Annotated in this window: 19 protein-coding genes and 1 riboswitch; of the genes, 8 read left to right on the top strand and 11 right to left on the bottom strand. The window is 43.9% G+C overall.

Annotated elements, in window-relative coordinates:
* Positions 1 to 111 precede the first annotated feature (111 nt).
* From H513_RS0107360 to H513_RS0107380, 5 genes are read right to left on the bottom strand one after another with little or no spacing between them, the layout of a single operon-like run.
* The gene (locus H513_RS0107360; protein ID WP_026800163.1) at positions 112 to 1,299 is read right to left on the bottom strand and encodes a M20 family metallopeptidase; all 1,188 of its coding nucleotides are present in this window, start codon (positions 1,297 to 1,299) and stop codon (positions 112 to 114) included.
* Between the two features lie 19 nt (positions 1,300 to 1,318).
* Positions 1,319 to 2,176, bottom strand: coding sequence for a MetQ/NlpA family ABC transporter substrate-binding protein (locus H513_RS0107365; protein ID WP_026800164.1), 858 nt, complete (start codon positions 2,174 to 2,176; stop codon positions 1,319 to 1,321).
* A 29-nt stretch (positions 2,177 to 2,205) separates the two neighbouring features.
* Complete coding sequence (locus H513_RS0107370; protein WP_026800165.1) at positions 2,206 to 3,063, bottom strand: MetQ/NlpA family ABC transporter substrate-binding protein; 858 nt, start codon at positions 3,061 to 3,063, stop codon at positions 2,206 to 2,208.
* Between the two features lie 12 nt (positions 3,064 to 3,075).
* Positions 3,076 to 3,738 carry a methionine ABC transporter permease gene (locus tag H513_RS0107375; protein WP_026800166.1) on the bottom strand — a complete coding sequence of 221 codons (663 nt, stop codon included), beginning with the start codon at positions 3,736 to 3,738 and terminating at the stop codon, positions 3,076 to 3,078.
* Complete coding sequence (locus tag H513_RS0107380) at positions 3,728 to 4,747, bottom strand: methionine ABC transporter ATP-binding protein (protein WP_026800167.1); 1,020 nt, start codon at positions 4,745 to 4,747, stop codon at positions 3,728 to 3,730. The genes H513_RS0107375 and H513_RS0107380 overlap by 11 nt, the downstream gene beginning before the upstream one ends.
* Before the next feature lie 93 nt (positions 4,748 to 4,840).
* Positions 4,841 to 4,947, bottom strand: a riboswitch (SAM riboswitch).
* 302 nt (positions 4,948 to 5,249) lie between these two features.
* Here H513_RS0107380 and H513_RS0107385 point away from each other — a divergent pair.
* Positions 5,250 to 5,606 (top strand): hypothetical protein, encoded by a 357-nt coding sequence (locus tag H513_RS0107385; RefSeq protein WP_026800168.1) that lies wholly within the window; start codon positions 5,250 to 5,252, stop codon positions 5,604 to 5,606.
* A gap of 159 nt (positions 5,607 to 5,765) precedes the next feature.
* Here the strand turns inward: H513_RS0107385 and H513_RS0107390 are convergent, their stop codons facing one another.
* A complete protein-coding gene (locus H513_RS0107390; protein ID WP_026800169.1) occupies positions 5,766 to 7,508 on the bottom strand; it encodes a glycoside hydrolase family 13 protein in 1,743 nt (580 codons plus the stop codon).
* Between the two features lie 333 nt (positions 7,509 to 7,841).
* Here H513_RS0107390 and H513_RS0107395 point away from each other — a divergent pair, with 333 nt between their 5' ends.
* The 5 genes from H513_RS0107395 (at position 7,842) to H513_RS0107415 (ending at position 13,482) form a co-directional block, all read left to right on the top strand.
* Entirely contained in the window at positions 7,842 to 9,122 is a 1,281-nt protein-coding gene (locus H513_RS0107395) for an extracellular solute-binding protein (RefSeq protein ID WP_026800170.1), read from the top strand.
* A 63-nt stretch (positions 9,123 to 9,185) separates the two neighbouring features.
* Positions 9,186 to 10,490 carry a carbohydrate ABC transporter permease gene (locus tag H513_RS0107400; RefSeq protein WP_051239779.1) on the top strand — a complete coding sequence of 435 codons (1,305 nt, stop codon included), beginning with the start codon at positions 9,186 to 9,188 and terminating at the stop codon, positions 10,488 to 10,490.
* Complete coding sequence (locus H513_RS0107405) at positions 10,490 to 11,332, top strand: sugar ABC transporter permease (RefSeq protein WP_026800172.1); 843 nt, start codon at positions 10,490 to 10,492, stop codon at positions 11,330 to 11,332. Before H513_RS0107400 ends, H513_RS0107405 begins: the two co-directional genes overlap by 1 nt.
* A 46-nt stretch (positions 11,333 to 11,378) precedes the next feature.
* Positions 11,379 to 12,416, top strand: a complete 1,038-nt coding sequence (locus H513_RS0107410; RefSeq protein ID WP_026800173.1) for a LacI family DNA-binding transcriptional regulator — start codon at positions 11,379 to 11,381, stop codon at positions 12,414 to 12,416.
* Between the two features lie 142 nt (positions 12,417 to 12,558).
* On the top strand, positions 12,559 to 13,482 hold the full coding sequence (locus tag H513_RS0107415) for an ornithine cyclodeaminase family protein (RefSeq protein WP_026800174.1): 924 nt from the start codon (positions 12,559 to 12,561) through the stop codon (positions 13,480 to 13,482).
* A gap of 57 nt (positions 13,483 to 13,539) precedes the next feature.
* Here H513_RS0107415 and fabI read toward each other — a convergent pair whose 3' ends face one another.
* Both fabI and mgtE read right to left on the bottom strand, forming a co-directional pair.
* On the bottom strand, positions 13,540 to 14,316 hold the full coding sequence (fabI, locus tag H513_RS0107420) for an enoyl-ACP reductase FabI (protein WP_026800175.1): 777 nt from the start codon (positions 14,314 to 14,316) through the stop codon (positions 13,540 to 13,542).
* A 229-nt stretch (positions 14,317 to 14,545) separates the two neighbouring features.
* A complete protein-coding gene (gene mgtE, locus H513_RS0107425; protein WP_026800176.1) occupies positions 14,546 to 15,922 on the bottom strand; it encodes a magnesium transporter in 1,377 nt (458 codons plus the stop codon).
* Between the two features lie 227 nt (positions 15,923 to 16,149).
* On the opposite strand from mgtE, the gene H513_RS0107430 reads away from it, so the two are divergent.
* Both H513_RS0107430 and prpE read left to right on the top strand, forming a co-directional pair.
* Entirely contained in the window at positions 16,150 to 17,319 is a 1,170-nt protein-coding gene (locus tag H513_RS0107430) for an FtsW/RodA/SpoVE family cell cycle protein (protein WP_026800177.1), read from the top strand.
* A gap of 59 nt (positions 17,320 to 17,378) precedes the next feature.
* Positions 17,379 to 18,122: a bis(5'-nucleosyl)-tetraphosphatase PrpE gene (gene prpE, locus H513_RS0107435; protein ID WP_026800178.1), complete on the top strand. Its 744-nt coding sequence runs from the start codon at positions 17,379 to 17,381 to the stop codon at positions 18,120 to 18,122.
* 35 nt (positions 18,123 to 18,157) lie between these two features.
* Here prpE and H513_RS0107440 read toward each other — a convergent pair whose 3' ends face one another.
* The 3 genes from H513_RS0107440 to yjbM are packed head-to-tail and all read right to left on the bottom strand — an operon-like array spanning position 18,158 to position 20,499.
* Positions 18,158 to 19,039: an RluA family pseudouridine synthase gene (locus H513_RS0107440; RefSeq protein WP_026800179.1), complete on the bottom strand. Its 882-nt coding sequence runs from the start codon at positions 19,037 to 19,039 to the stop codon at positions 18,158 to 18,160.
* A gap of 12 nt (positions 19,040 to 19,051) precedes the next feature.
* On the bottom strand, positions 19,052 to 19,855 hold the full coding sequence (locus H513_RS0107445) for an NAD kinase (RefSeq protein ID WP_026800180.1): 804 nt from the start codon (positions 19,853 to 19,855) through the stop codon (positions 19,052 to 19,054).
* A 26-nt stretch (positions 19,856 to 19,881) separates the two neighbouring features.
* Complete coding sequence (gene yjbM / locus H513_RS0107450) at positions 19,882 to 20,499, bottom strand: GTP diphosphokinase (protein WP_026800181.1); 618 nt, start codon at positions 20,497 to 20,499, stop codon at positions 19,882 to 19,884.
* Between the last annotated feature and the right edge of the window lie 97 nt (positions 20,500 to 20,596).

Here is a 20,596-nt window from a genome sequence, read left to right on the forward strand (position 1 = left end):
GCCTTTATTCTAACGTATGCATGGAAAATGGGAAAAGTGCCCTCCTTTTTCCAAGGAGAACTCATAGATGTATAAAATCCCCCTCCTCGACTGACCGAGAAGGGGGATTTCTTATACGTTGCTCTTAAATTCCTCTTGAATGACTCGAAGGATCATTGGTTTCGTAAGCAAATCAAGCCCTGTTAACGCGAGAGCTTTCGCCCCTTTCATGAGAGCCTTATCCCCTACTTCAGACTTAGCCGCTTCACGAAAGGCGTCTGTATGAGGAACTAAATTGCTATCCCCAATCTTAATGTAAGGATGAATGGTTGGAACGACGCGACTAATATTCCCCGCATCTGTTGAACCAATGCCAATCTTTGAATGCTTATACTCTTCACCTAAATCTACGATATGTTTCTTAAACAACTCGTCGAAAGCTTCATTTAACACGAGATGATCGACACCATTCTGAATGTGGGTCGCTTTCATAGTAGCACCCGTCTGCAGCGCAGCACCCTCAGCAATCTGCTTGACTACTGCAGTTATATCGTTGCACGACTCTCGCGTTTTCGCACGAATGTAGAATCTAGCTCTGGCGTAGTCTGGAACGACATTCGGTGCCTCGCCCCCATCAAGGATTACACCATGAATCCGCACATCGTCTGTAACATGCTGACGCATCGCGTTCACTCCATTATATAGTTGAATAACCCCATCTAACGCGTTAATGCCAGCCTCAGGGTTCGCCGCTGCGTGTGCAGACACGCCAAAGAATTCAAAATCAATGGGGTCAACAGCTAACGATGGAGACGTACCACTCGTTTCTGCTTGGGGATGCACCATCATGGCAGCGTCCAAGTCCTGAACGAGTCCGTGACGAACGAACGTCCCTTTGGCGCTACCGTTCGGACCACCTTCTTCAGCGGGGGTTCCAAGCACAACTACTTCACCACCGACTTCGTCAATGACCTCAGCCAAAGCAATAGCTGCAGCGACACTTGTCGTTCCAATTAGATTATGCCCACAAGCATGGCCAAGACCAGGTAAGGCATCATATTCGGCTAAGTAGCCAATCTTCGGTCCATCAAGCGCAGATTTCTTACGTGCTATAAATGCAGTGTCGTGTTCAGGGATTCCAGCTTGCACGTCGAACCCAGCTTCTTCTAACAATCGTTGCAACTGCGCAGTAGCGAAATACTCCTCATTGCCGATTTCAGGACGTTCATGGATGGCATGTGAGGTGGCCACGTAAGCCTGTCGATTCTCTTCAATACTCTTAATGATTCGTCGTTCTAGCGATTCAACCGCGATTGCCATGTGCGTCACTCCCTCTTTCTTACCAGCCAATTTCCTCAAGTTCCACGTATGTTGGAATGAGAGAATCGTTGTATACTTCACGAATATGCTCCGCTACTTCTTCCGTTTGGTAGATTTCTACAATCTTCTGATAGGCTGCTCGATCTGTTTCATCTGCTCTAGCGGCAATAATGTTGATATAAGGAGTAGCCGTGTCGCCTTCAAGATAAATGGCATCATCAACTGGTGTGAATCCAGCTTCAACAGCTACCCCATTGTTGATAATGGATGCAGCGACGTCTGGCAATACACGAGGAGTTTGTGCAGCTACGACCGTTTCAAACTGAAGGTTCTTCGGGTTCCCCTCAATCTCTTCCAAGGAACCATTTCCATCGAAATCATCCGGCAACTCAATTAACTCCGCTTTCTCAAGCAATAAGAGTGCACGCCCCATGTTGGTCGCCTCATTAGGAACTGCTATCTTAGCTCCGTCAGGAATCTCTGATACTTCTTCGTATTCATCGGAGTAAATCCCCATTGGGGCAATCAGGGTTGTACCAATAGGCTCTAAGTCGAGGTCATGGTCTTTAATGAATTGATCGAAATAAGAAACCGTCTGGAAGGCATTCAGGTCAATATCCCCGTCAGCTAGTGCCATATTCGGACGAACATAATCTGCGAATTCAACAAGCTCAATTTCAATGCCCTCTTTCGCAGCTTCCTCTTGAATGTATTCCCATATCGGAACCCCAGACCCGTTCAACCCAACTTTCACTTGTACTGGCTCTTCGCTATCCCCTGTTCCTTCACCACTTGCATCGTCAGAACCGCCACACGCGGCTAAGAATAAGGCTAGACTAAGGAATAATGCTGTAAATAAAAAGCGTGATGCTTTCATGGTATGTCCCCCCTAATGTGTGTAGTCGTTTACCAACCAATCTTCTCTAGTTCCACGAACGTCGGAACAACAGAACCGTCATAGAGTTCTTCAATATGATTCGCCACTTCTTCCGTTTGGAAGATTTCTACGATTTGCTGATACGTTTCGTTATTTGTTTCATCTGCGCGGGCTGCAATTAGATTGATATAAGGTGTAGCCGTTGCACTTTCAAGAACTAACGCTTCTTCGAGTGGGTCAAAGCCTGCTTCCACCGCAATGTTATTGTTGACGAGGGAAGCAGCGACGTCTGGTAGGACTCGTGGAGTCTGTGCAGCTACAACCGTTTCAAATTTCAAATCTTTCGGGTTATCTTTAATTTTCTCTAAAGAGCCGTTGCCATCGAAGTCTTCAGGTAATTCAAGTAAGTCTGCTTCTTGTAGAAGCAGTAAAGCGCGGCCCATGTTCGTCGCTTCATTCGGAATCGCAATCGTTGCACCGTCCGGAATATTCGAAACGTCTTCGTACTCGTCTGAATAGATTCCCATTGGCTCAATCAACGTAGTTCCAATAGGAGCTAGGTCTAAGTCATGGTCTTTAATGAACTGATCGAAATACGAAACGGTTTGAAAGGCATTTAAATCAATATCCCCGTCAGCTAGCGCCATATTGGGACGGACATAGTCGGCAAATTCAACGATTTCAATGTTGATCCCTTCCTCTTCCGCCTTCTCTTGAACGAACTCCCAAATCGGAACGCCCGACCCATTAAGCCCTACTTTCACTGTCTTTGTCTCATTACTTGCTTCGCCTTCTTTCGAAGATGCATCGTTCGAGTTGCCACAAGCGGCAAGTAAAGCTCCTAAGCTTAGTACTAGAATTGTAATGATGATGCGAGATTTCTTCATCTCATTTCCCCCTTAGCGTCTACGGACTACTCTTGAGAAGTAGTTACCTAGTGTTTGAATGATTTGGACAATCACGACAAGCAAGACGACAGTTGCAATCATAATGTCCGTCTCAAAACGTTGATAGCCATAAGAGATTGCAAGGTCACCTAGACCACCGCCTCCAACAGTTCCAGCCATTGCGGATGCACCGACAAGACCGATTGTAGCGACGGTAATGTTCAGAATGAGTGAGCTAAACGCCTCTGGCAGGAAGACTCGAAAGATGATTTGCGATGGCGTCGCTCCCATCGCTTCAGAGGCTTCCACGACGCCTTCATCAATTTCTAGTAGGCTCGTTTCTACGAGCCTTGCGATAAATGGACCAGAGAAGAACACGAGTGGCACAATTGCTGCAGCAGTTCCTATAGAGCTCCCAACAATAAAGCGCGTAAATGGTAGAATGACAACGAGTAATATAATGAATGGAATAGATCTAAACAGATTAACAATGCCATTTAACACATTAAAGACCGGAGCATTGGGAAGGATTCCATTGTTTCGTGTCACAACAAGGGCAATCCCCAATGGAAGACCAATAATAATGGCGAACACTAATGACACTCCAACCATAACAAGCGTCTCCCACGTTGCTTCTAGTATTTTAGGCCAGAATTCTAATAGATTAACCTGCACGACTCGTCACCTCCTGAACCTGCACCGATTGCTGAATCGTGTGAAGGGCTTTCTTTATTTCTGAAGTCTCTCCTAAGAATTCTACAATTAAGTTTCCGAAAGGTTCTCCTTGTAATTCGGTAATCTGCCCATGGAGAATATTCACTTCGATGTTATACCGCTTCGATGCACGAAATAGAATTGGCTCAGAAGCTGCTTCCTTCAAGAACGTGAGTCGATATACATGGCGTTCACTATGTAACGCTTCGAGAACTGATTTCGGAATATCATCGTTCATCTCAGCAGCCACGAAATTCTTCGTCGTTTGATGCGATGGGCTCGAGAATAAGTCGAACACCGTACCTTCTTCAATGACCTTCCCATTTTCCATTACCGCTACCCGGTCGCATATTTCACGGATGACCTGCATTTCGTGTGTAATCATTAGAATGGTCAGATTGTATTGGTCTCGGATATCCTTTAACAGCTTCAAAATCGAATCGGTCGTCTGTGGATCAAGCGCGGACGTTGCTTCGTCACACAATAGAACTTTAGGCGAGCGTACAAGTGCTCGAGCAATGCCAACACGTTGCTTCTGTCCTCCAGAAAGTTCATCTGGATATTTATTCGCAAGTTCTTCAATCCCGACGAATGCCAACAACTCTTCCACTTTCCCCTTTACATCCTTCGCTTTCTTCCCATCAAGCAGAAGCGGAAATGCCACATTCTGAAACACGGTCTTTGACTCTAGTAAGTTGAAATGTTGAAAGATCATTCCAATGTCACGCCTTGTTTCTCGAAGTGCTCGTTTCGACTGCGATGTAATGTCGACGCCATCTACAATCACTTGCCCTGAAGTCGGACGTTCGATTAAGTTCACGCAGCGTAGTAGCGTACTCTTCCCAGCGCCACTAAAGCCTATAATGCCGTAGATTTCACCTTCGTTGATTCTTAACGAGACATCATCAACCGCATGAATGGATTGCCCATTGTTCGTGTAAGTCTTTCTAATCTGTTCAAGTTGAATCATGGTGACACCCTCCCTTATTTAATACAACAAAAAAAATCCCCTCTTCTTATTAGGTAAGAAGAGGGGATTACACGTTTATGTACAATCCGTCTCTTCTCATCTTTCAAGCCGTAGCTTGAAGGAATTGGCACGGTGTCCGATTAAACGGATCCGTTGCCGAGGTTTCAAAGGGCCAGTCCCTCCACCTCTCTGGATAAGAAGAATGATTCTCGTATTCACTTGTTGTTCGATAGTCCATATCTTACTATCGCAATTCCGAATTGTCAAACACATTTGAAAAAAGTTTAAATTTTATATGAGTTGTTGAATTTTAACTGTATTCCCTACTTGTAATTTGCGTTAGAAGTTGCGGAGAGAGATTATTCAGTTAAGTTGTCCCACCCTAGGACAACACCAAGAATAGTTATTTACATAGGATTGCGAGTGCCTTTACTATGAATCTACAAAGGTTAACTGGAAATCTTTAACCTTTCTAGAAACATTGTAAAGGAGTTAACTGTTCATGTTTAACCTATTGAAGAGAAAGGCAATTGTAGCTGTTATAACTTTTTTTATTTCGCTTATTTCTTTCGGCAACATATTTCGTAGTGCTATTGCAGGTTTAGGAAATACTTTTATGATGATTTTATTAGTAGGTATAGTTTCTGGGGCCACTCTGTCTATTGCTATTGATTACATTGTTAAGAATTCTTTCCGTTATGTGTTTATTTTCCGTTTTACTCTCTACATAGTAATCGCCTTTTTAATGAATCACATTTTTTTAAGGTCTTCTTCATGGGAGATCTTTCTGTACTTCATTCTTCCAGTAGCTATGTTGTATTTCTTGGTGGATGAATTTGTAAGAAGAAGGCTCTCTTAATGTCTAATCTTGATATATAGAAAAGAGATTCACGTAAAGTTCCCCCAGTAAAGAGAATTTACTGAGGGAACTTATTAGTACTATACTCGATAAGCGTTTTTTAAAGGCACGCCACATCGGTGCATCACACACTCTACCCTATTGATCTAATACTATTTATTACACACGCAGAATCTTAAAGTCGAATGCTTCCAACTGTAAGGTCTCTGCTACGGGTTGTTGTTCTCCTGTCCAAAGGTTGTTCACCGCTTTCCCAACGTACGCTTTCGGCAGTACATAGGATTTCGATTGTTCAGTTGGATTTACGATGAATAAGAGTTCATCTTGGCTATCAAATTTCTTATACGCGAGGACGTTATCCGTCACATCTACGATGCGGAACTGTCCATGGTTTCCAAAGACGCGGTGAGTGCGGCGTAGTTCTGTCAACTTCTGAACGAATGACAGCAGCTCTTGATCTTGTCCTTCCTCATTCCACTCCATACACGCGCGGCATCCAGGGTCATGTCCACCTTCCATTCCAATTTCATCACCATAATAAATACAAGGCGTGCCAATGAATGATAGCTGGAACAAGAAGAGTAGTCTTGCTCGTTCTTTATCTCCGCCACTTTCTGTTAGGATTCTTGGCGTATCGTGACTTCCTAATAGATTGAATTGAACTTCATTCACATGATCAGGGTACATATTTAGAACATGGGTGATGTCGTGGGCAAATCGCTCCGTGTTAATCGTACCTCTTGCGAATAAATTTAAAGAAGCTTCGGTGAACGGGTAGTTCATTACCGCATCGAACTGATCCCCTTGGAGCCATGGCATGGAATCGTGCCAGATTTCACCGAGTATATAGGCATCTTCCTTCGCAGATTTCACTGTTTGGCGGAACTCACGCCAGAATTGATGGTCAACTTCATTGGCTACATCTAATCGCCATCCATCTATATCAAATTCTTCTACCCAATACTTCGCAACGCCTAGTAGGTATTCCTTAACTTGCTCATTTTCCGTATTTAATTTAGGCATGGAAGCTCCAAAACTAAATGTGTCGTAGTTTGGAATCGGTTTCTCCTTTAGCGGAAATTCACGAACGTGGAACCAGTCTTTGTAAGCCGATTGCTCTCCATTCTGCAGCACATCTTGAAAGGGTTCAAAGAAATAGCCACTATGATTGAACACAGCATCAAGCATGACTCGAATCCCGTTCTCATGGCAAGTTTCTACTAGCTTTCGGAATGTCTCTTTATCCCCAAATTGAGGGTCAATTTCATAGTAGTCAATCGTGTCGTATTTATGATTGGAGTGTGCTTTGAAGATTGGCGTCATATAGAGACCCGTAATGCCAAGCTCTACGAGGTGGTCAATATGGTCGATGATGCCTTGTAAATCGCCACCGAAGAAATTGTCAGGCTTTGGCGGTTCACTCCCCCATGCTCGTGCGCCTTGTGGATTTAGGCTCTCATCGCCATTTCCGAACCGCTCAGGAAAGACTTGATACCAAACTGTATCCTTCACCCATTCTGGAGGTGAGAATACATCGATTGCATTTAAGAATGGGAACGCAAAGAAAAAGCCTACATCCTTTGGTACCTCATCTACGAACCCTCTCTCTCCATAGATAAACGCTTCTGTTTCATCTTTAAGCAGAAAGCCATATCTTAAGCGGCGATATGGAGGCTCTATGCTGACAGCCCAATAATCAAATAAGTCATCGTGACCGGTTCGTTCCATTTGGACAAGTTGATGCTGCCATACTTCCCCTTTGAAATCATAAGGGTCACCATGAATGAGTTGTACTTGCTTCACATCTCCACGTTTCGTACGTATACGAATATGTAGCTCCTTCTCGGTATACGCATATGCATATTGATCTTTCGGACGATGATAGATTGCTTCTTTAATCACGTTTACTCCCCCTTTTGTCATAAAACAGTGTTAAATAAAAGCGCTTGCACATTTCTCACATACCTAAAGGCTATTCAAATTCTGATTCACTGTCAATCTAGTAATCTCACGAAAAATATTTTTCCCCTTTTTATAAAGGTTTTTCCTTTTATTTGTAAAGGCTTGTCTCTATTTATATGTAATATTTTGTTAAATAAGGCTCTTGTGCCCAGCTGGATAGTTTGTATAATGAAGGTAATTCCTGCAATCGCTTTCACTAATGAGAACAGCTTTTATATTTTCCACTTCTTTGCAAGCGATTTCAATTTTACCATTTAGGGGGAGGAAACAGAGATGAAGAAATTGCTTTTATTGGTTTTTGCCATGCTGCTAAGCGTAGGTGTGTTGGCAGCTTGTTCGGAGGATTCGGGTTCAGATGAAGCTTCTGGGAACGAGTCAAACAATGAAGAAGGTTCGAACAATGAAGGAGAAGAGGGCTCTACAACGGATACGTTAACAATTTGGGTGAATGATGAAGAGTCCCAAGTTAATGCCATTGAAGAAATCACAGGCAAGTACACAGAAGAAACAGGCATCGATGTTGAATTAACACGTGTGAACATGACAGACCAAATTGAGAAGTTAGATTTAGATGGACCAACTGGAAATGGCCCAGATATCTTCTTCCAACCTCATGACCGAATTGGGAACATCGTTCTTCGTGGCCTAGCTGCTCCTGTAGACCTTGGCGATGAAACAAGTGGTTACTCCGAGACAGCCATTGAAGCAGTAACCTACGATGGCGATGTATGGGGTGCTCCTGCTGTTATTGAAACGTATGCACTTTACTACAATAAGAGCTTAGTTGATGAAGTACCAGCTACCATGGAAGACTTGATGGCGCTTGCTGAAGAGCAAACAGAAGGCGGTTCTTACGGTTTCTTAGCAGAATTAAATAACCTTTACTTTGCTTACCCATTCTTCGCAGGTAACGGCGGGTATGTCTTTGATAAAGCAGATGGTTCCTACAACGTTGACGACATTGGCTTGAACAATGAAGGTTCAGTCAAAGGCGCTTCACAGATTCAAAGCTTCTTCACAGAAGGTTACATCCCAGCAGAGATTAGCCCAGATGTTATTAACGGCTTATTTACAGAAGGCAAAGCTGCGGTTGTTCTAAACGGCCCATGGGCGCGTCCAGACTATGAAGCTGCGTTAGGCGAAGATCTTGCAACTGCTCCATTACCAACTGTTGATGGTACACCAATGCAATCCTTTGTTGGAGTGAAGTCTTGGATGCTATCTGAGTACTCCGAGAACAAAGAACAAGCAACAGATTTAATTAAATTTATGACGAACACAGAGAACTCTAAGATTTACTACGAAACAGCTGGTGAAATCCCACCACGTGCTGATTTGTTAGAGGATTCAGTCGTTACTGAGGATGCAATTACTGCTTCCTTTGCAGAGCAAACAAACTACGGTGAGCCAATGCCTTCCGTTCCAGAAATGTCTCAGATTTGGGAGCCTATGAACAACGCACTTCAGTTCTTAGCACAAGGAGATGACCCACAAGAGGTTATGGATGAGACGGTTCAACAAATTAAAGATAGTATTGCTGCCGTTCAGCAATAAAAAGATGGGGTGTATAGGGATGATCCCTATACACCCTTTTTACACCATAAGGGGGAATGAACGATGCCGGAAGTTGTACCATCCACCTCACCAAATAAAGAAAAACAGCATAACGTCGTGTTGGCTACAGTTCTGTCCATACTATTTGCTGGTCTCGGGCAACTTTATAACCGTCGATTTCTAAAGGGAATCGTTTTCATTGTGGTAGAGGCTGCTTTTCTCATTACGTTGGCTAATTTCGTCGTCAATGGCGTATGGGGAGCTATAACTTTAGGGGAAACCCCACGAGAAGACCACTCGATTATCTTATTAATTGAAGGCATTATTGCATTTATTGTAATTGGCTTCGCTTTAACCGCTTATATCTTTAATATTATCGACGCTCGCCGCAACGCGAAAGACTTACAACTCGGCAAGAAGATTCCGACGGTGCGTCAGCAAGTGATTGATGCTTACAATTCAAGTTTCCCGTACATGCTCATCACACCAGGGCTCATTATGCTTGTATTCGTTGTTGTGCTACCGCTTGCATTCATGCTAGCGCTTGCGTTCGCAGATTACAGTTTGTACAACGCCCCACCTCGTAAATTATTAAACTGGGTTGGATTTGAGAACTTCACCAAGCTCTTTACAGAAGATATTTGGCGCGAGTCCTTTGTGAACGTATTTAGTTGGACAATCATTTGGACATTTGTCGCTACAACACTCCAAATTGCTCTAGGGTTGTTCTTAGCCATTCTCGTAAACGACAAGCGTATTAAATTTAAGCGGACCATTCGTACGGTACTCATCTTGCCATGGGCGGTCCCTGCATTTGTGACCATCTTGATCTTCGCTGCGATGTTCAACGATACGTTTGGTGCCATTAACAACGACATTTTAAGTCAATTTGGCGTTGCCATCCCATGGCTCACCGATGCAACATGGACACGAGTGGCCTTAATTCTTATTCAAACGTGGCTTGGATTTCCCTTCTTATTTGCTTTATTTACAGGGGTCCTTCAAAGCATACCAAGCGATATGTATGAGGCTGCGGATGTGGATGGTGGAAGTCGTCTACAGAAATTCCGCTTCATCACGTTCCCTCACATCATGTTCGCTACAGCACCGTTGTTGATCATGCAATACGCACAGAACTTTAACAACTTCAACATCATTTACTTATTCAATGAAGGCGGACCTGCTGTACGAGGGCAGAACGCTGGAGGGTCAGACATATTAATTTCTTGGGTGTACAAGCAAACGTTTGAGTACAACCAGTACAGTATGGCTGCAGCGATCACCATTATTATGGGACTAATTGTTTCAATCTTTGCCTTCTTCCAATTCAGAAGAACGGCTGCTTATAAAGAGGAGGGTGAAATGTAATGCATGCGAAAACGAAATCGAGACTTGAGGTTGCTCTCATCTACGCCTTCTTACTTGTCATGTTTGTGGTGATTGCGTACCCACTCATCTGGACTGTTGGGATGTCACTGAACCCTGGTACAAATATGTATTCGACTTCTATGATTCCTGAAGTTGTGACGTTTGAGCACTATAGATGGTTGTTTACAGACCCTGACAGTGATTATCTTATTTGGTATAAGAATAGTTTGTTTGTCGCCGTTATAAACTCAGTTGCATCTGTCCTGCTGACGTCGCTTGTAGCTTATGCCTTCTCCCGCTACAAATTCGTTGGGCGTAAGAACGGTCTGTACGCGTTCTTACTTCTTCAGATGTTCCCTGTACTTATGGGGATGGTTGCTCTCTATATCCTCCTAAATATCATTGGTCTTCTTGATAACCTTTGGGGATTGATTCTCATTTATATCGGCGGGCAAATCCCGTTTAACGCATGGCTCGTGAAAGGTTTCTTTGACACGATTCCTAGAGAACTTGATGAAGCTGCTCGACTAGATGGCGCTGGTCACTTTCAAGTATTCTTCCAAATTATGCTTCCACTTGCGAAGCCAATTCTAGCCGTTGTTGCCCTATTTAACTTTATGGCACCGTTCGTAGACTTCTTGTTACCACGAATTGTACTTACAAGTTCTGAGAACTTCACGTTGGCGCTTGGGCTATTCAACTTTATCAACAATGAATTTGCGAATAACTTTACTCGATTTGCTGCTGGCTCCATTTTAATCGCGGTTCCAATCGCTCTTGTATTCCTATTGTTACAACGTTACTTAATCTCAGGGTTAACAACTGGAGCTACGAAAGGGTAACAATCAGCTATTCAAAGATGATTCTTCTTAAAGAAGGTGAATAAAGATGGCGATTACGATTAAGGATGTCGCTAAAGCCGCTCAGGTGGCACCATCCACGGTATCAAGGGTAGCAGCCGACCACCCGAGCATTAGCTATGAAACGAAGAAGCGCGTTCGCAAGATTATGGAGGAGATGGGCTATCATCCGAATGTGAACGCACGAAGCCTAGCCAATCAATCGACTCAAGCCATTGGCATTGTGATGAAATCATCGGCAGACAAAGCACTACAGAACCCATTCTTCCCTGAAGTGCTGAGAGGAATTAGTTCTGTCGCACATGAACAAGACTATTCCCTGTACGTGTCCACAGGTGAAACGGAAGCTGAGGTCTACGAGAGCGTTCAACGGATGGTGTTCGGGAAACGAGTAGACGGGTTGATCCTCCTCTATTCTCAAATTGATGACCGAGTGACGAAGTTTCTACTGGAACAGGATTTCTGTTTTGTTCTTGTTGGCAAACCATATGAGCATGCAGACCGCATTACACATGTTGATAACGACAATTTCACTGCATCCTATGACATTACATGGGAGCTCATCCATAAAGGGCATGAACATATTGCGTTTATTGGAGGGGATTCAAATCTCGTCGTCACGTTAAATCGACTTCGAGGTTACGAAGAAGCTTTGGCGAAAGCGGGGCTCCCTATCCGAGATGATTATCACATACACGCTGAGTTGCTAAAGTCAGGTGGACGGGAAGCTGTCCATCAATTATTCCAGCTTGATGAACCACCATCCGGACTCGTCATAGCGGATGATTTAATGAGCATCGGTGTGATTACGATGCTTGAAGAGAAGGGAATCAAAGTCCCTGAAGACGTGTCTATCGTGAGCTTCAACAATCTTTACATGTCTGAGATTTCACGCCCCCCACTGACGACGGTTGATATCCAAATTTATGAACTTGGATATCAGGCAGCAAAATGCCTAATCGACAAGGTGAACAACAAACAAGAGCCGTCTAAACGGGTGATCGTCCCCTATGAAGTGGTACATCGACAATCGTCACGTGAGCGAAGGAAGCCCTTGCATCTTTAGCACACCTTCCCTCCGTACGTTAAGGTGACATCCAAGTAGATGTCACCTTTTTTGTCGTATTAGAGAACTCCATCCTAGTTGTCTTTTCTTGATAACCTTCACTGATTCATGACAAACTATAGCTATAAGAGGAGGTTGAATGATGAACGTATTTTCAAAGGACATTCGTGAGTACATAAATGTAGTTGATGTCATGAACGAAATTGAGGCATACCACTTGGAACCACAGAGAGAGAGTGAGATTGCACCTGACCGGATGCATGTGGAAGACGGAGAGCGCACCGCGTTATTGATGCCCGCCTTTTATGAGGAGTACTATTCGGTGAAGCTTGCTGGCGTGTCTCCGAGTAATGTCGACAAGGGCAAGCCCTCTGTACAAGCAACCATTATGCTTTACAACCGTGACACAATGGAACCATTGTTATCGTTAGATGGCAACCAGATTACTGGATTAAGAACAGCAGCAATCAGTGGACTCGGCATGAAATACATTGCCCCACAAGATGCTTCAGTCTTAGGAATCGTTGGGACAGGCCTACAAGGATGGACTCATTTAGAAGCTGCCATGGCAGTTCGAAATATCCATACCGTCTATCTTCACAGCCGCAATAAAGAGAAGGTAGATGCGTTTAAGCAGCAAATACATGAGCATTATCCGAATGTGACTGTAATGACTAAAGAAATTACCGAGCTTGTCGAACGCTCTGATATTATTGTCACAGCAACAAGCTCCTCAAGCCCAGTTCTTCCAGACGTAGACTGTAGCAGTTGGACCTCTAAGCACATTACAGCAGTAGGCTCATTCCGCCCTGATATGCAAGAGATTCCCGATGGCATTCTACAGGAGATTCAGAACGTGTACGTAGACCAACCAGCAGCGTTACATGAGTCCGGGGATATTATTCGAGCGAGCGAACTACGTGGTGTGGACCAATTCCCTACGCTCGAAGAAGTTATTCAATCTGAAGACCCGCCAGCTTACCACGAGAATGTTTCCCTATTTAAATGTGTAGGTGGCTCTATCTACGATTTACTCGCAACGAAAGCCCTATACAAAAAACTATAGAAAAAAGCTCGCCTGAAAAAACAGGCGAGCTTTCTTTATTCCTCGGGGGAAATGACCTTAACGGCCAATAATGCTATAGCCAGAGTCAACGTGAATCATTTCACCGGTAACTCCTCGTGATAGATCGCTTAATAGGTAATAAGCTGTGTCGCCTACCTCTTCCTGAGTTGTAGGTCGGCGCAATGGAGAACGCTCTTCAATGTGCTTAAGGATTGAGTTGAAGTCACCAACGCCTTTAGCAGAAAGCGTACGAATTGGTCCCGCAGAGATGGAGTTCACACGGATTCCGTGCTTCCCAAGATCTGCAGCCAAGTATTTCACGCTTGCATCAAGGCTAGCTTTCGCAACGCCCATCACGTTATAGTTCTCAACAACACGCTCACCACCAAGATACGTAAGCGTGACAATACCGCCACCTTCAGACATAAGCGGTTGAGCTGCACGAGCTACAGCAGTTAAAGAGTAAGAGCTAATATTATGAGCCGTTAGGAAACCGTCACGGCTTGTGTTCAAGAACTCACCCTTTAATTCTTCTTTATTCGCAAACGCGATACAGTGTGCAAGTCCATGAATAACACCAACGTCATCTTGAATCTGTTGGAACGTATTCATAATGCTCTCATCATCTGTCACGTCACACTCGTAAAAGAGTGGGTCTTGCCCATCAAGAGATGCCGCTAAATCTTTCACCGTTTTCTCGAAACGTTCTGAAGCATATGTGAAGATTAATCGTGCACCTGCATTATGTAACGACTGTGCGATGCCCCATGCAATACTACGTCTGTTCGCAACGCCCATAACTACATAGGTGCGACCTTCTAGAGAAAAGTTCATCCATAGCCCTCCTCGAGCAGTGTATGCTAAATTAGTATTTGTTATTAGTACCTGCTACTATTTTATACAATATGATGGCGTAACACAAATCATTTCTAAATCTGCATCCTTAGTATGAAACCGAATCTGTCCACTTATGCTCCTAACTGGTAACTTCGCCACCCATTTCCTATTCCCTGCTTCTCCACTTAAAAACCCCGTCAGATTTGTCGGCTGACGGGGCTTGTTCTCAAGATGTAATGAGTAAATGTAAATTTAAGAATGCAGTAGCTACACCAAAGTAAATCAGAATTGAAATGATATCGTTAATTGTCGTGATAAACGGTCCTGACGCCACGGCTGGGTCAATGTTGAATTTATGCATCACAAGCGGAACTGTGGCACCAGCCAACGTCGCTACAATGAGGGTCGACAAAATGGAAATTCCAACGAGAATTCCTAAGAAGATGTCACCTTGCCAGAAGTATACGATGCCTGTAATAATAATTCCACAGATTACACCATTAATGAGTCCCGTTCCAGCCTCTCTCGCTACGAGCTTGGCAAGACCTCCTTTGCCATGCTCACCTGTCGCAATACTACGAACGGCAACCGCCAACGCTTGCGTACCAGTGTTCCCTGCCATTCCAGCAATAAGTGGAATGAAGATGGCTAAGATGGCTACTTCATTCAATGTATCTTCAAATCGGCTAATTAAGCTCGCTGTCATTAACCCTAAGAACAAGAGAATGACGAGCCAAGGCAAACGCTTTTTAGCTGAGGCAAAGGCGGTATCATCGCGGTTATCTACATCGGATACACCGGCAAGCTTGGAATAGTCATCACTCGCTTCTTCTTCCATAACGTCCATAACGTCATCGACGGTAATGATCCCTAGCATATGCTGCTTGAAATCCACAACAGGCATCGCTAGAAAGTCATAATCACGCATCATACGCGCGACTTCTTCTTGGTCATCACCGACAGAAACTGATAGCACTCGGTCGCTCATGACTTCTGAAATAAGCCAGTCATCTTCTGCAATAATCAGATCACGAAGCGAAATAACCCCAACAAGACGCTTCTCTTCATCAACAACATAAATATAGTAGATGGTTTCTGCGTCTGGCGCTTCTGTTCTTAAATGAAGCATCGCCTGCCGTACCGTTTCCTCCGCTCGAATGACAACATATTCGGTTGTCATAATACTTCCGGCCGTTTTTTCTTCATAGTGAAGTAGCTCTTTAATTTCAGCAGCTGATTCTTTATCCATAATCGTTAAGAAACTTGCAACTTTATTAATATCCAGTTCGTTTAATATATCGACAGCATCATCCGTTGAGATATCCGCAAGCACTTGGGCTGCAAATCTTGGATCCATCTCAGAGAAATAAAGTTCAATATCTTCAAATTCAATGTGTTCCATAACATCGGCAATTTCTTCAGGAGATAAGTACGTATAGATTTGTTGTCTTGTCTCTTCTGTTTGTTCCTCGAATATTTTTGCCTGGTCGTATGGGTGCATCTCTAGGAATTCGGCACGAAATTCATCTATGCGGTCCTCTTGAAGAGCGTTCTCGATTTTCTTCCATTGCTCTCTTCGTTCATGTTCCTCAAGATATTCCATTGTATCCCCTCCTTATCCCCTATTGAATTGTCGGTTCGTCCACGGTTTTATGACCGTTTCATCGTAATGTTGAAACGTACGTTTGTCAACGAAATGGAGGAATTCCGGTGAAACTTTCCTCCCCTTTTAAAATCTACACAACGAATATCTTAAAAAATAGAAAAGAATGGTGTAAACTTGAGAGACAAGTGTCATACGCTAGAACTTATCCAGAAAGGATTCACAAAATGGGTCAAAACAACCAAGGATACAATATAGACTTCGGATTACTTACTATTCTATTGTCACTCGCAGCCGTTAGCTGTTTCGCTCTTTATACGATTCAACCCATCTTACCAGAATCATCATCAAACTATTTCATGAAACAAATCGTATGGTACATAGCTGGTTTCATTGTCATTGTTGGAGTAATGCTCATTGACTATGACCGTTTAGGCCAAGTCGCCTGGTTCCTTTATGGATTTGGCGTACTTCTCTTGCTTGGACTAGAATTCAACGCTCCATTCACGAAAACGATTAACGGAGCTACAAGTTGGTACGCATTCCCTGGCATGAGCTTGCAACCAGGGGAATTCATCAAGGTATTTCTTGTCATCTTACAAGCACATCTCATTGTAAGGCATAGAGAAAAGTACAAACGAACAGACATTAAAACTGATTTATGGTTACTCGTTAAGATTGTAGGGGTCGCATTAGTTCCAATGGCACTCATTATTAATCAACCTGACTTAGGAACATTCCTTGTCGTAAGTGCCATTACAGGTGCCATGATTTTGGTTTCAGGGATACGTTGGAGAATTTTACTTAGCATCCTGCTCGTTATTGGCGTCTTCGTATTAGGCGTACTCATCTTCTATACCCTATTTCCAACGTTCACTGAAACTACACTAAGCGAATCTGGCTTTAACCACGTATTGGAACGTTTCTACGGGTGGCTGCAGCCAGAACAGTATAGTGGCTCATACGGCTATCAACTCATCAACGCGATGATGGCCATTGGTTCTGGACAGCTATACGGGAAAGGGATTGGAGGCATACAATCCTCCTTACGTATACCAGAACGTCACACAGACATGATTTTCACGGCAATCTCTGAGCAATTCGGCTTTATTGGAGCTAGTATTGTCATTACGTTATTCTTCTTACTCATCTATCGGATGATTTACACAGCACTCGAAAGTAACGATCAGTTTGGCAGCTATTTATGTGTCGGGTTTATCGGGATGTTCACATTCCAAGTATTCCAGAACATCGGCATGTCTCTGCAATTGTTGCCAATCACAGGAATACCTCTCCCGTTTATTAGTTACGGAGGGAGTTCTTTAATTACCTACATGCTCGCCATAGGGATTGTATTTAATATTCGTTCAAGAACAAGGGTTTATATGTTTGATTAATGAGGAAGGTGGAACGCTAACTAGAGCGCTCCACCTTTTTTGTATAAGGAGGAATCTGTATGAAAGCTGATATAATTGGAGATGTTCATGGCTGTTATGAAGAGATGATGGAACTATTTGAAACATTGGGGTATGAGATGAAGAATGGGATTCCAGTCCATCCAAACGGAAGGGTGCCGATTTTTGTCGGGGATTTACAAGACCGGGGCCCGAATTCTGTCGCCGTGATGCGCCTTGTCTACCAACTCGTTATTGAGCAGAAGAAAGGCTATTATGTCCCGGGAAATCATTGCAATAAGCTCTACCGCTATTTCCTCGGTAACAACGTTAAGCTTCAGCATGGCTTAGAGACAACTGTAGCGGAACTACAAGCGTTAGACGACGCTACAGCAAAGCGCGTAAAAGAGGAATTTATGACGCTTTATGACGAATCTCCCCTGTACCTCATTCAACCTGAATTGAATGTTGTTGTTGCACACGCAGGTATCCGGGAAGACATGATTGGTTCGTATCATAAGAAGGTAAGAACGTTCGTACTCTATGGAGATATTACAGGGGAATTCCACCCAAATGGGATGCCAGTAAGACGAGATTGGGCGCAGCATTATAATGGTGAGCGTTGGATTGTATATGGTCATACTCCTGTACGCGAGCCTCGTTTCAAACATAAGACAGTCAACATCGACACGGGATGTGTATTCGGCGGGAAGCTAACTGCGTTTCGGTTACCAGAAGAGACAATTGTATCTGTCCCCTCTAGACAGGAAGAGGTTACCGAGAAATTTAGAACCTTCGACGATTAATAGACACGTGAGATCCTCTCACGTGTCTTTATTATTTAGATATGCTTCCAATAATCCTTTAAATCTTTCGCCAAGTCTATCTCAAAGGTTTGGTGCTTGCTTTCCTCCAATGGACTCGGATAGCGGAGAGAGAAGCAGTGTAAAGCCTGCCTCGTAAGCTTGTCGGTTGCACCGCCGTATAGGTCGTCTCCAATTAAAGGATGGCCTATATATGCCATATGCACTCGGATTTGGTGTGTACGACCTGTATCAAGTTTAAGCTGTACGAGCGTATGTCCATTCTTTCTTTCCACCACTTTGTAATGCGTCACTGCACGTTTCCCTTCCTCTGAAACGTAGCGGCGAATAATGGAATCTGGATGTCGAGCAATTGGCACATCGATTGTCCCATGGCTTTCTTCCATTTCGTCCGTAACGATAGCATAGTACTGTCTATGAATCGCCCCATTCACTTGCTGTTCAGAAAGCAAGGAATGGGCAAAGCGATGTTTCGCAATTAGAACAAGTCCAGATGTATCCCGGTCTAGGCGCGTGACAATGTGTGCCGTGTAAGGGTAAGCATGGCGATCATAATAAGCCATTAAGGCATTAGCCAACGTCCCTCTCTTATGATCTCGCCCCGGAATTGTCGCTTGCCCGAACGGCTTCTCGACCACAAGGGTATGCTCATCCTCATATACTACCTCTAACGGGAGCTGTTCTGGGATGAGCCATTCTCCTCTTTCTTCAGGTGGGAATGACACGTGGAGAACGTCTCCAGAGTGCAAGGTGTGCCTCACTCTCACCTCTATCCCGTTCACAAGAATCCCACCATCAAACTTCACAACTTTAATCATCCGACGTGAAAATGCTCGTACTGAGTACAAGTAGTCCCGTACGAGCATTCCATCTTCTTCTTTCTTAATGATCCATTTCATACCATCACCTAATTATGATCGCTCATCCGCAATAAACGATTCGTGTACTCGTTTCCAGAATGGGAACGGGCGGAATCTTGCAAAGCGTACTCGTTCTTTCGCCACACGACACTCAATGGATTTCACCTTCGTATAGCTTCTTGTAATATGGTCTAATGTAAACAGGAAGCTTCGGTCGTTCTTTGGCTTCAGAAGACACGTGTGGTGCTTTGGCAGAATTAGAGGGGAGCCAATCGTTCGGAAGACGCGGTTGTTGATGGACGCCATCTCTGTTACCTGTACGGCTTCGATTGATGGATGAATAATGGCCCCTCCCAATGCTTTATTGTATGCTGTACTACCTGAAGGAGTCGATAGGCAAAGTCCATCTCCACGGAACGTTTCGAAATGTTCTCCTTTAATTTCTAAGTCCAACACAACAGAACCTTCTGCTGTCTTAATGGTACATTCATTTAAAGCGAGGAATCGGTCTTCCTTCTCTCCATCTTCTGGACGAATGACAATCTCAAGGAGCGGATATTCAACAACTTGGAACGGTGTCCTTGCAATTTCAATAATCAGCTTCTCCACTTCTTTCGGCATCCAATCAGCGTAAAAGCCAAGGTGACCTGTATGTACACCAATAAAGGCTGTCTCTTCTAATCGGTGGATGTAGCTGTGGAAAGCCTCAAGCAATGTTCCATCCCCGCCAACAGAAATAACGAGGTCTGGTTCTTCAGGGTCCCACTCAAGCTTAAATTCAGTTAAGTAATTCTTCATCTTTGCCTGCAAATCGTCTGATACACGGTCTCCCTTGGACGTGATGACAAACTTCATCCTTCTCCTCCCCTTCTCAGTTCAGACTAGCTATCCGATTTCTTTCGGAAGATGGCCTGGGCCTCTTGGATTTCGTTTCGTATCTTAGACATTTCCTCGTCTAGTTGAAATGCGGCCTCGGCTGCTTTCTTCAAGCGCGTTTTAACTTCACTTGGCATTTGACCGCTATATTTGTAGTTTAATGAGTGCTCGTTCGTTGCCCAGAAATTCATGGCCAGCGTACGTATTTGAATCTCAGCCAGCAGCTTCTTCTCCCCATGAATGGTCTCCACAGGATAGGAGATAATCACATGGTAAGAGCGATAGCCGCTTTCTTTCTTGCGAGAGATATAGTCTTTCTCTTCAATGATGTCAAAGTCGTTTCTAGAACGTAACATTTGCACGACGGTTCGGATGTCGTCTACGAATTGGACAACAACTCGAAGGCCTGCAATATCTTGGATATGATGCTCAAGATCGGCATAAGGAATATCTTTACGTCTCGCCTTCTCCAAAATGCTTGTAATAGGCTTTACCCTTCCCGTTACAAATTCAATCGGAGAGTGCATGGATTCATATTCGTATTGTGCCCGCATTCCCTTGAGCTTTACCTTTAATTCGTCTACAGCCTGTGTATACGGGGCAAGTAGAGTCTCCCAATTCAAACTCGCGCACCACCTTTTGTCCTCTCATCTTATCCCCATGGATAAGATCAACTTTCGCGCTTTTTATTGTATCACAAATGTGGTAAATGGATAATGA

Origin of the sequence: Pontibacillus halophilus JSM 076056 = DSM 19796, assembly GCF_000425205.1 — a bacterium.
Lineage (GTDB): Bacteria > Bacillota > Bacilli > Bacillales > BH030062 > Pontibacillus_A > Pontibacillus_A halophilus.

Bases quoted from the DNA above. Each gene is read 5' to 3' on its own strand.
- H513_RS0107360 (WP_026800163.1), bottom strand. From the start codon at position 1,299: ATGGCAATCGCGGTTGAATCGCTAGAACGACGAATCATTAAGAGTATT.
- H513_RS0107365 (WP_026800164.1), bottom strand. From the start codon at position 2,176: ATGAAAGCATCACGCTTTTTATTTACAGCATTATTCCTTAGTCTAGCC.
- H513_RS0107370 (WP_026800165.1), bottom strand. From the start codon at position 3,063: ATGAAGAAATCTCGCATCATCATTACAATTCTAGTACTAAGCTTAGGA.
- H513_RS0107380 (WP_026800167.1), bottom strand. From the start codon at position 4,747: ATGATTCAACTTGAACAGATTAGAAAGACTTACACGAACAATGGGCAA.
- H513_RS0107385 (WP_026800168.1), top strand. From the start codon at position 5,250: ATGTTTAACCTATTGAAGAGAAAGGCAATTGTAGCTGTTATAACTTTT.
- H513_RS0107395 (WP_026800170.1), top strand. From the start codon at position 7,842: ATGAAGAAATTGCTTTTATTGGTTTTTGCCATGCTGCTAAGCGTAGGT.
- H513_RS0107400 (WP_051239779.1), top strand. From the start codon at position 9,186: ATGCCGGAAGTTGTACCATCCACCTCACCAAATAAAGAAAAACAGCAT.
- H513_RS0107405 (WP_026800172.1), top strand. From the start codon at position 10,490: ATGCATGCGAAAACGAAATCGAGACTTGAGGTTGCTCTCATCTACGCC.
- H513_RS0107410 (WP_026800173.1), top strand. From the start codon at position 11,379: ATGGCGATTACGATTAAGGATGTCGCTAAAGCCGCTCAGGTGGCACCA.
- H513_RS0107415 (WP_026800174.1), top strand. From the start codon at position 12,559: ATGAACGTATTTTCAAAGGACATTCGTGAGTACATAAATGTAGTTGAT.
- fabI (WP_026800175.1), bottom strand. From the start codon at position 14,316: ATGAACTTTTCTCTAGAAGGTCGCACCTATGTAGTTATGGGCGTTGCG.
- mgtE (WP_026800176.1), bottom strand. From the start codon at position 15,922: ATGGAATATCTTGAGGAACATGAACGAAGAGAGCAATGGAAGAAAATC.
- H513_RS0107430 (WP_026800177.1), top strand. From the start codon at position 16,150: ATGGGTCAAAACAACCAAGGATACAATATAGACTTCGGATTACTTACT.
- prpE (WP_026800178.1), top strand. From the start codon at position 17,379: ATGAAAGCTGATATAATTGGAGATGTTCATGGCTGTTATGAAGAGATG.
- H513_RS0107440 (WP_026800179.1), bottom strand. From the start codon at position 19,039: ATGAAATGGATCATTAAGAAAGAAGAAGATGGAATGCTCGTACGGGAC.
- H513_RS0107445 (WP_026800180.1), bottom strand. From the start codon at position 19,855: ATGAAGTTTGTCATCACGTCCAAGGGAGACCGTGTATCAGACGATTTG.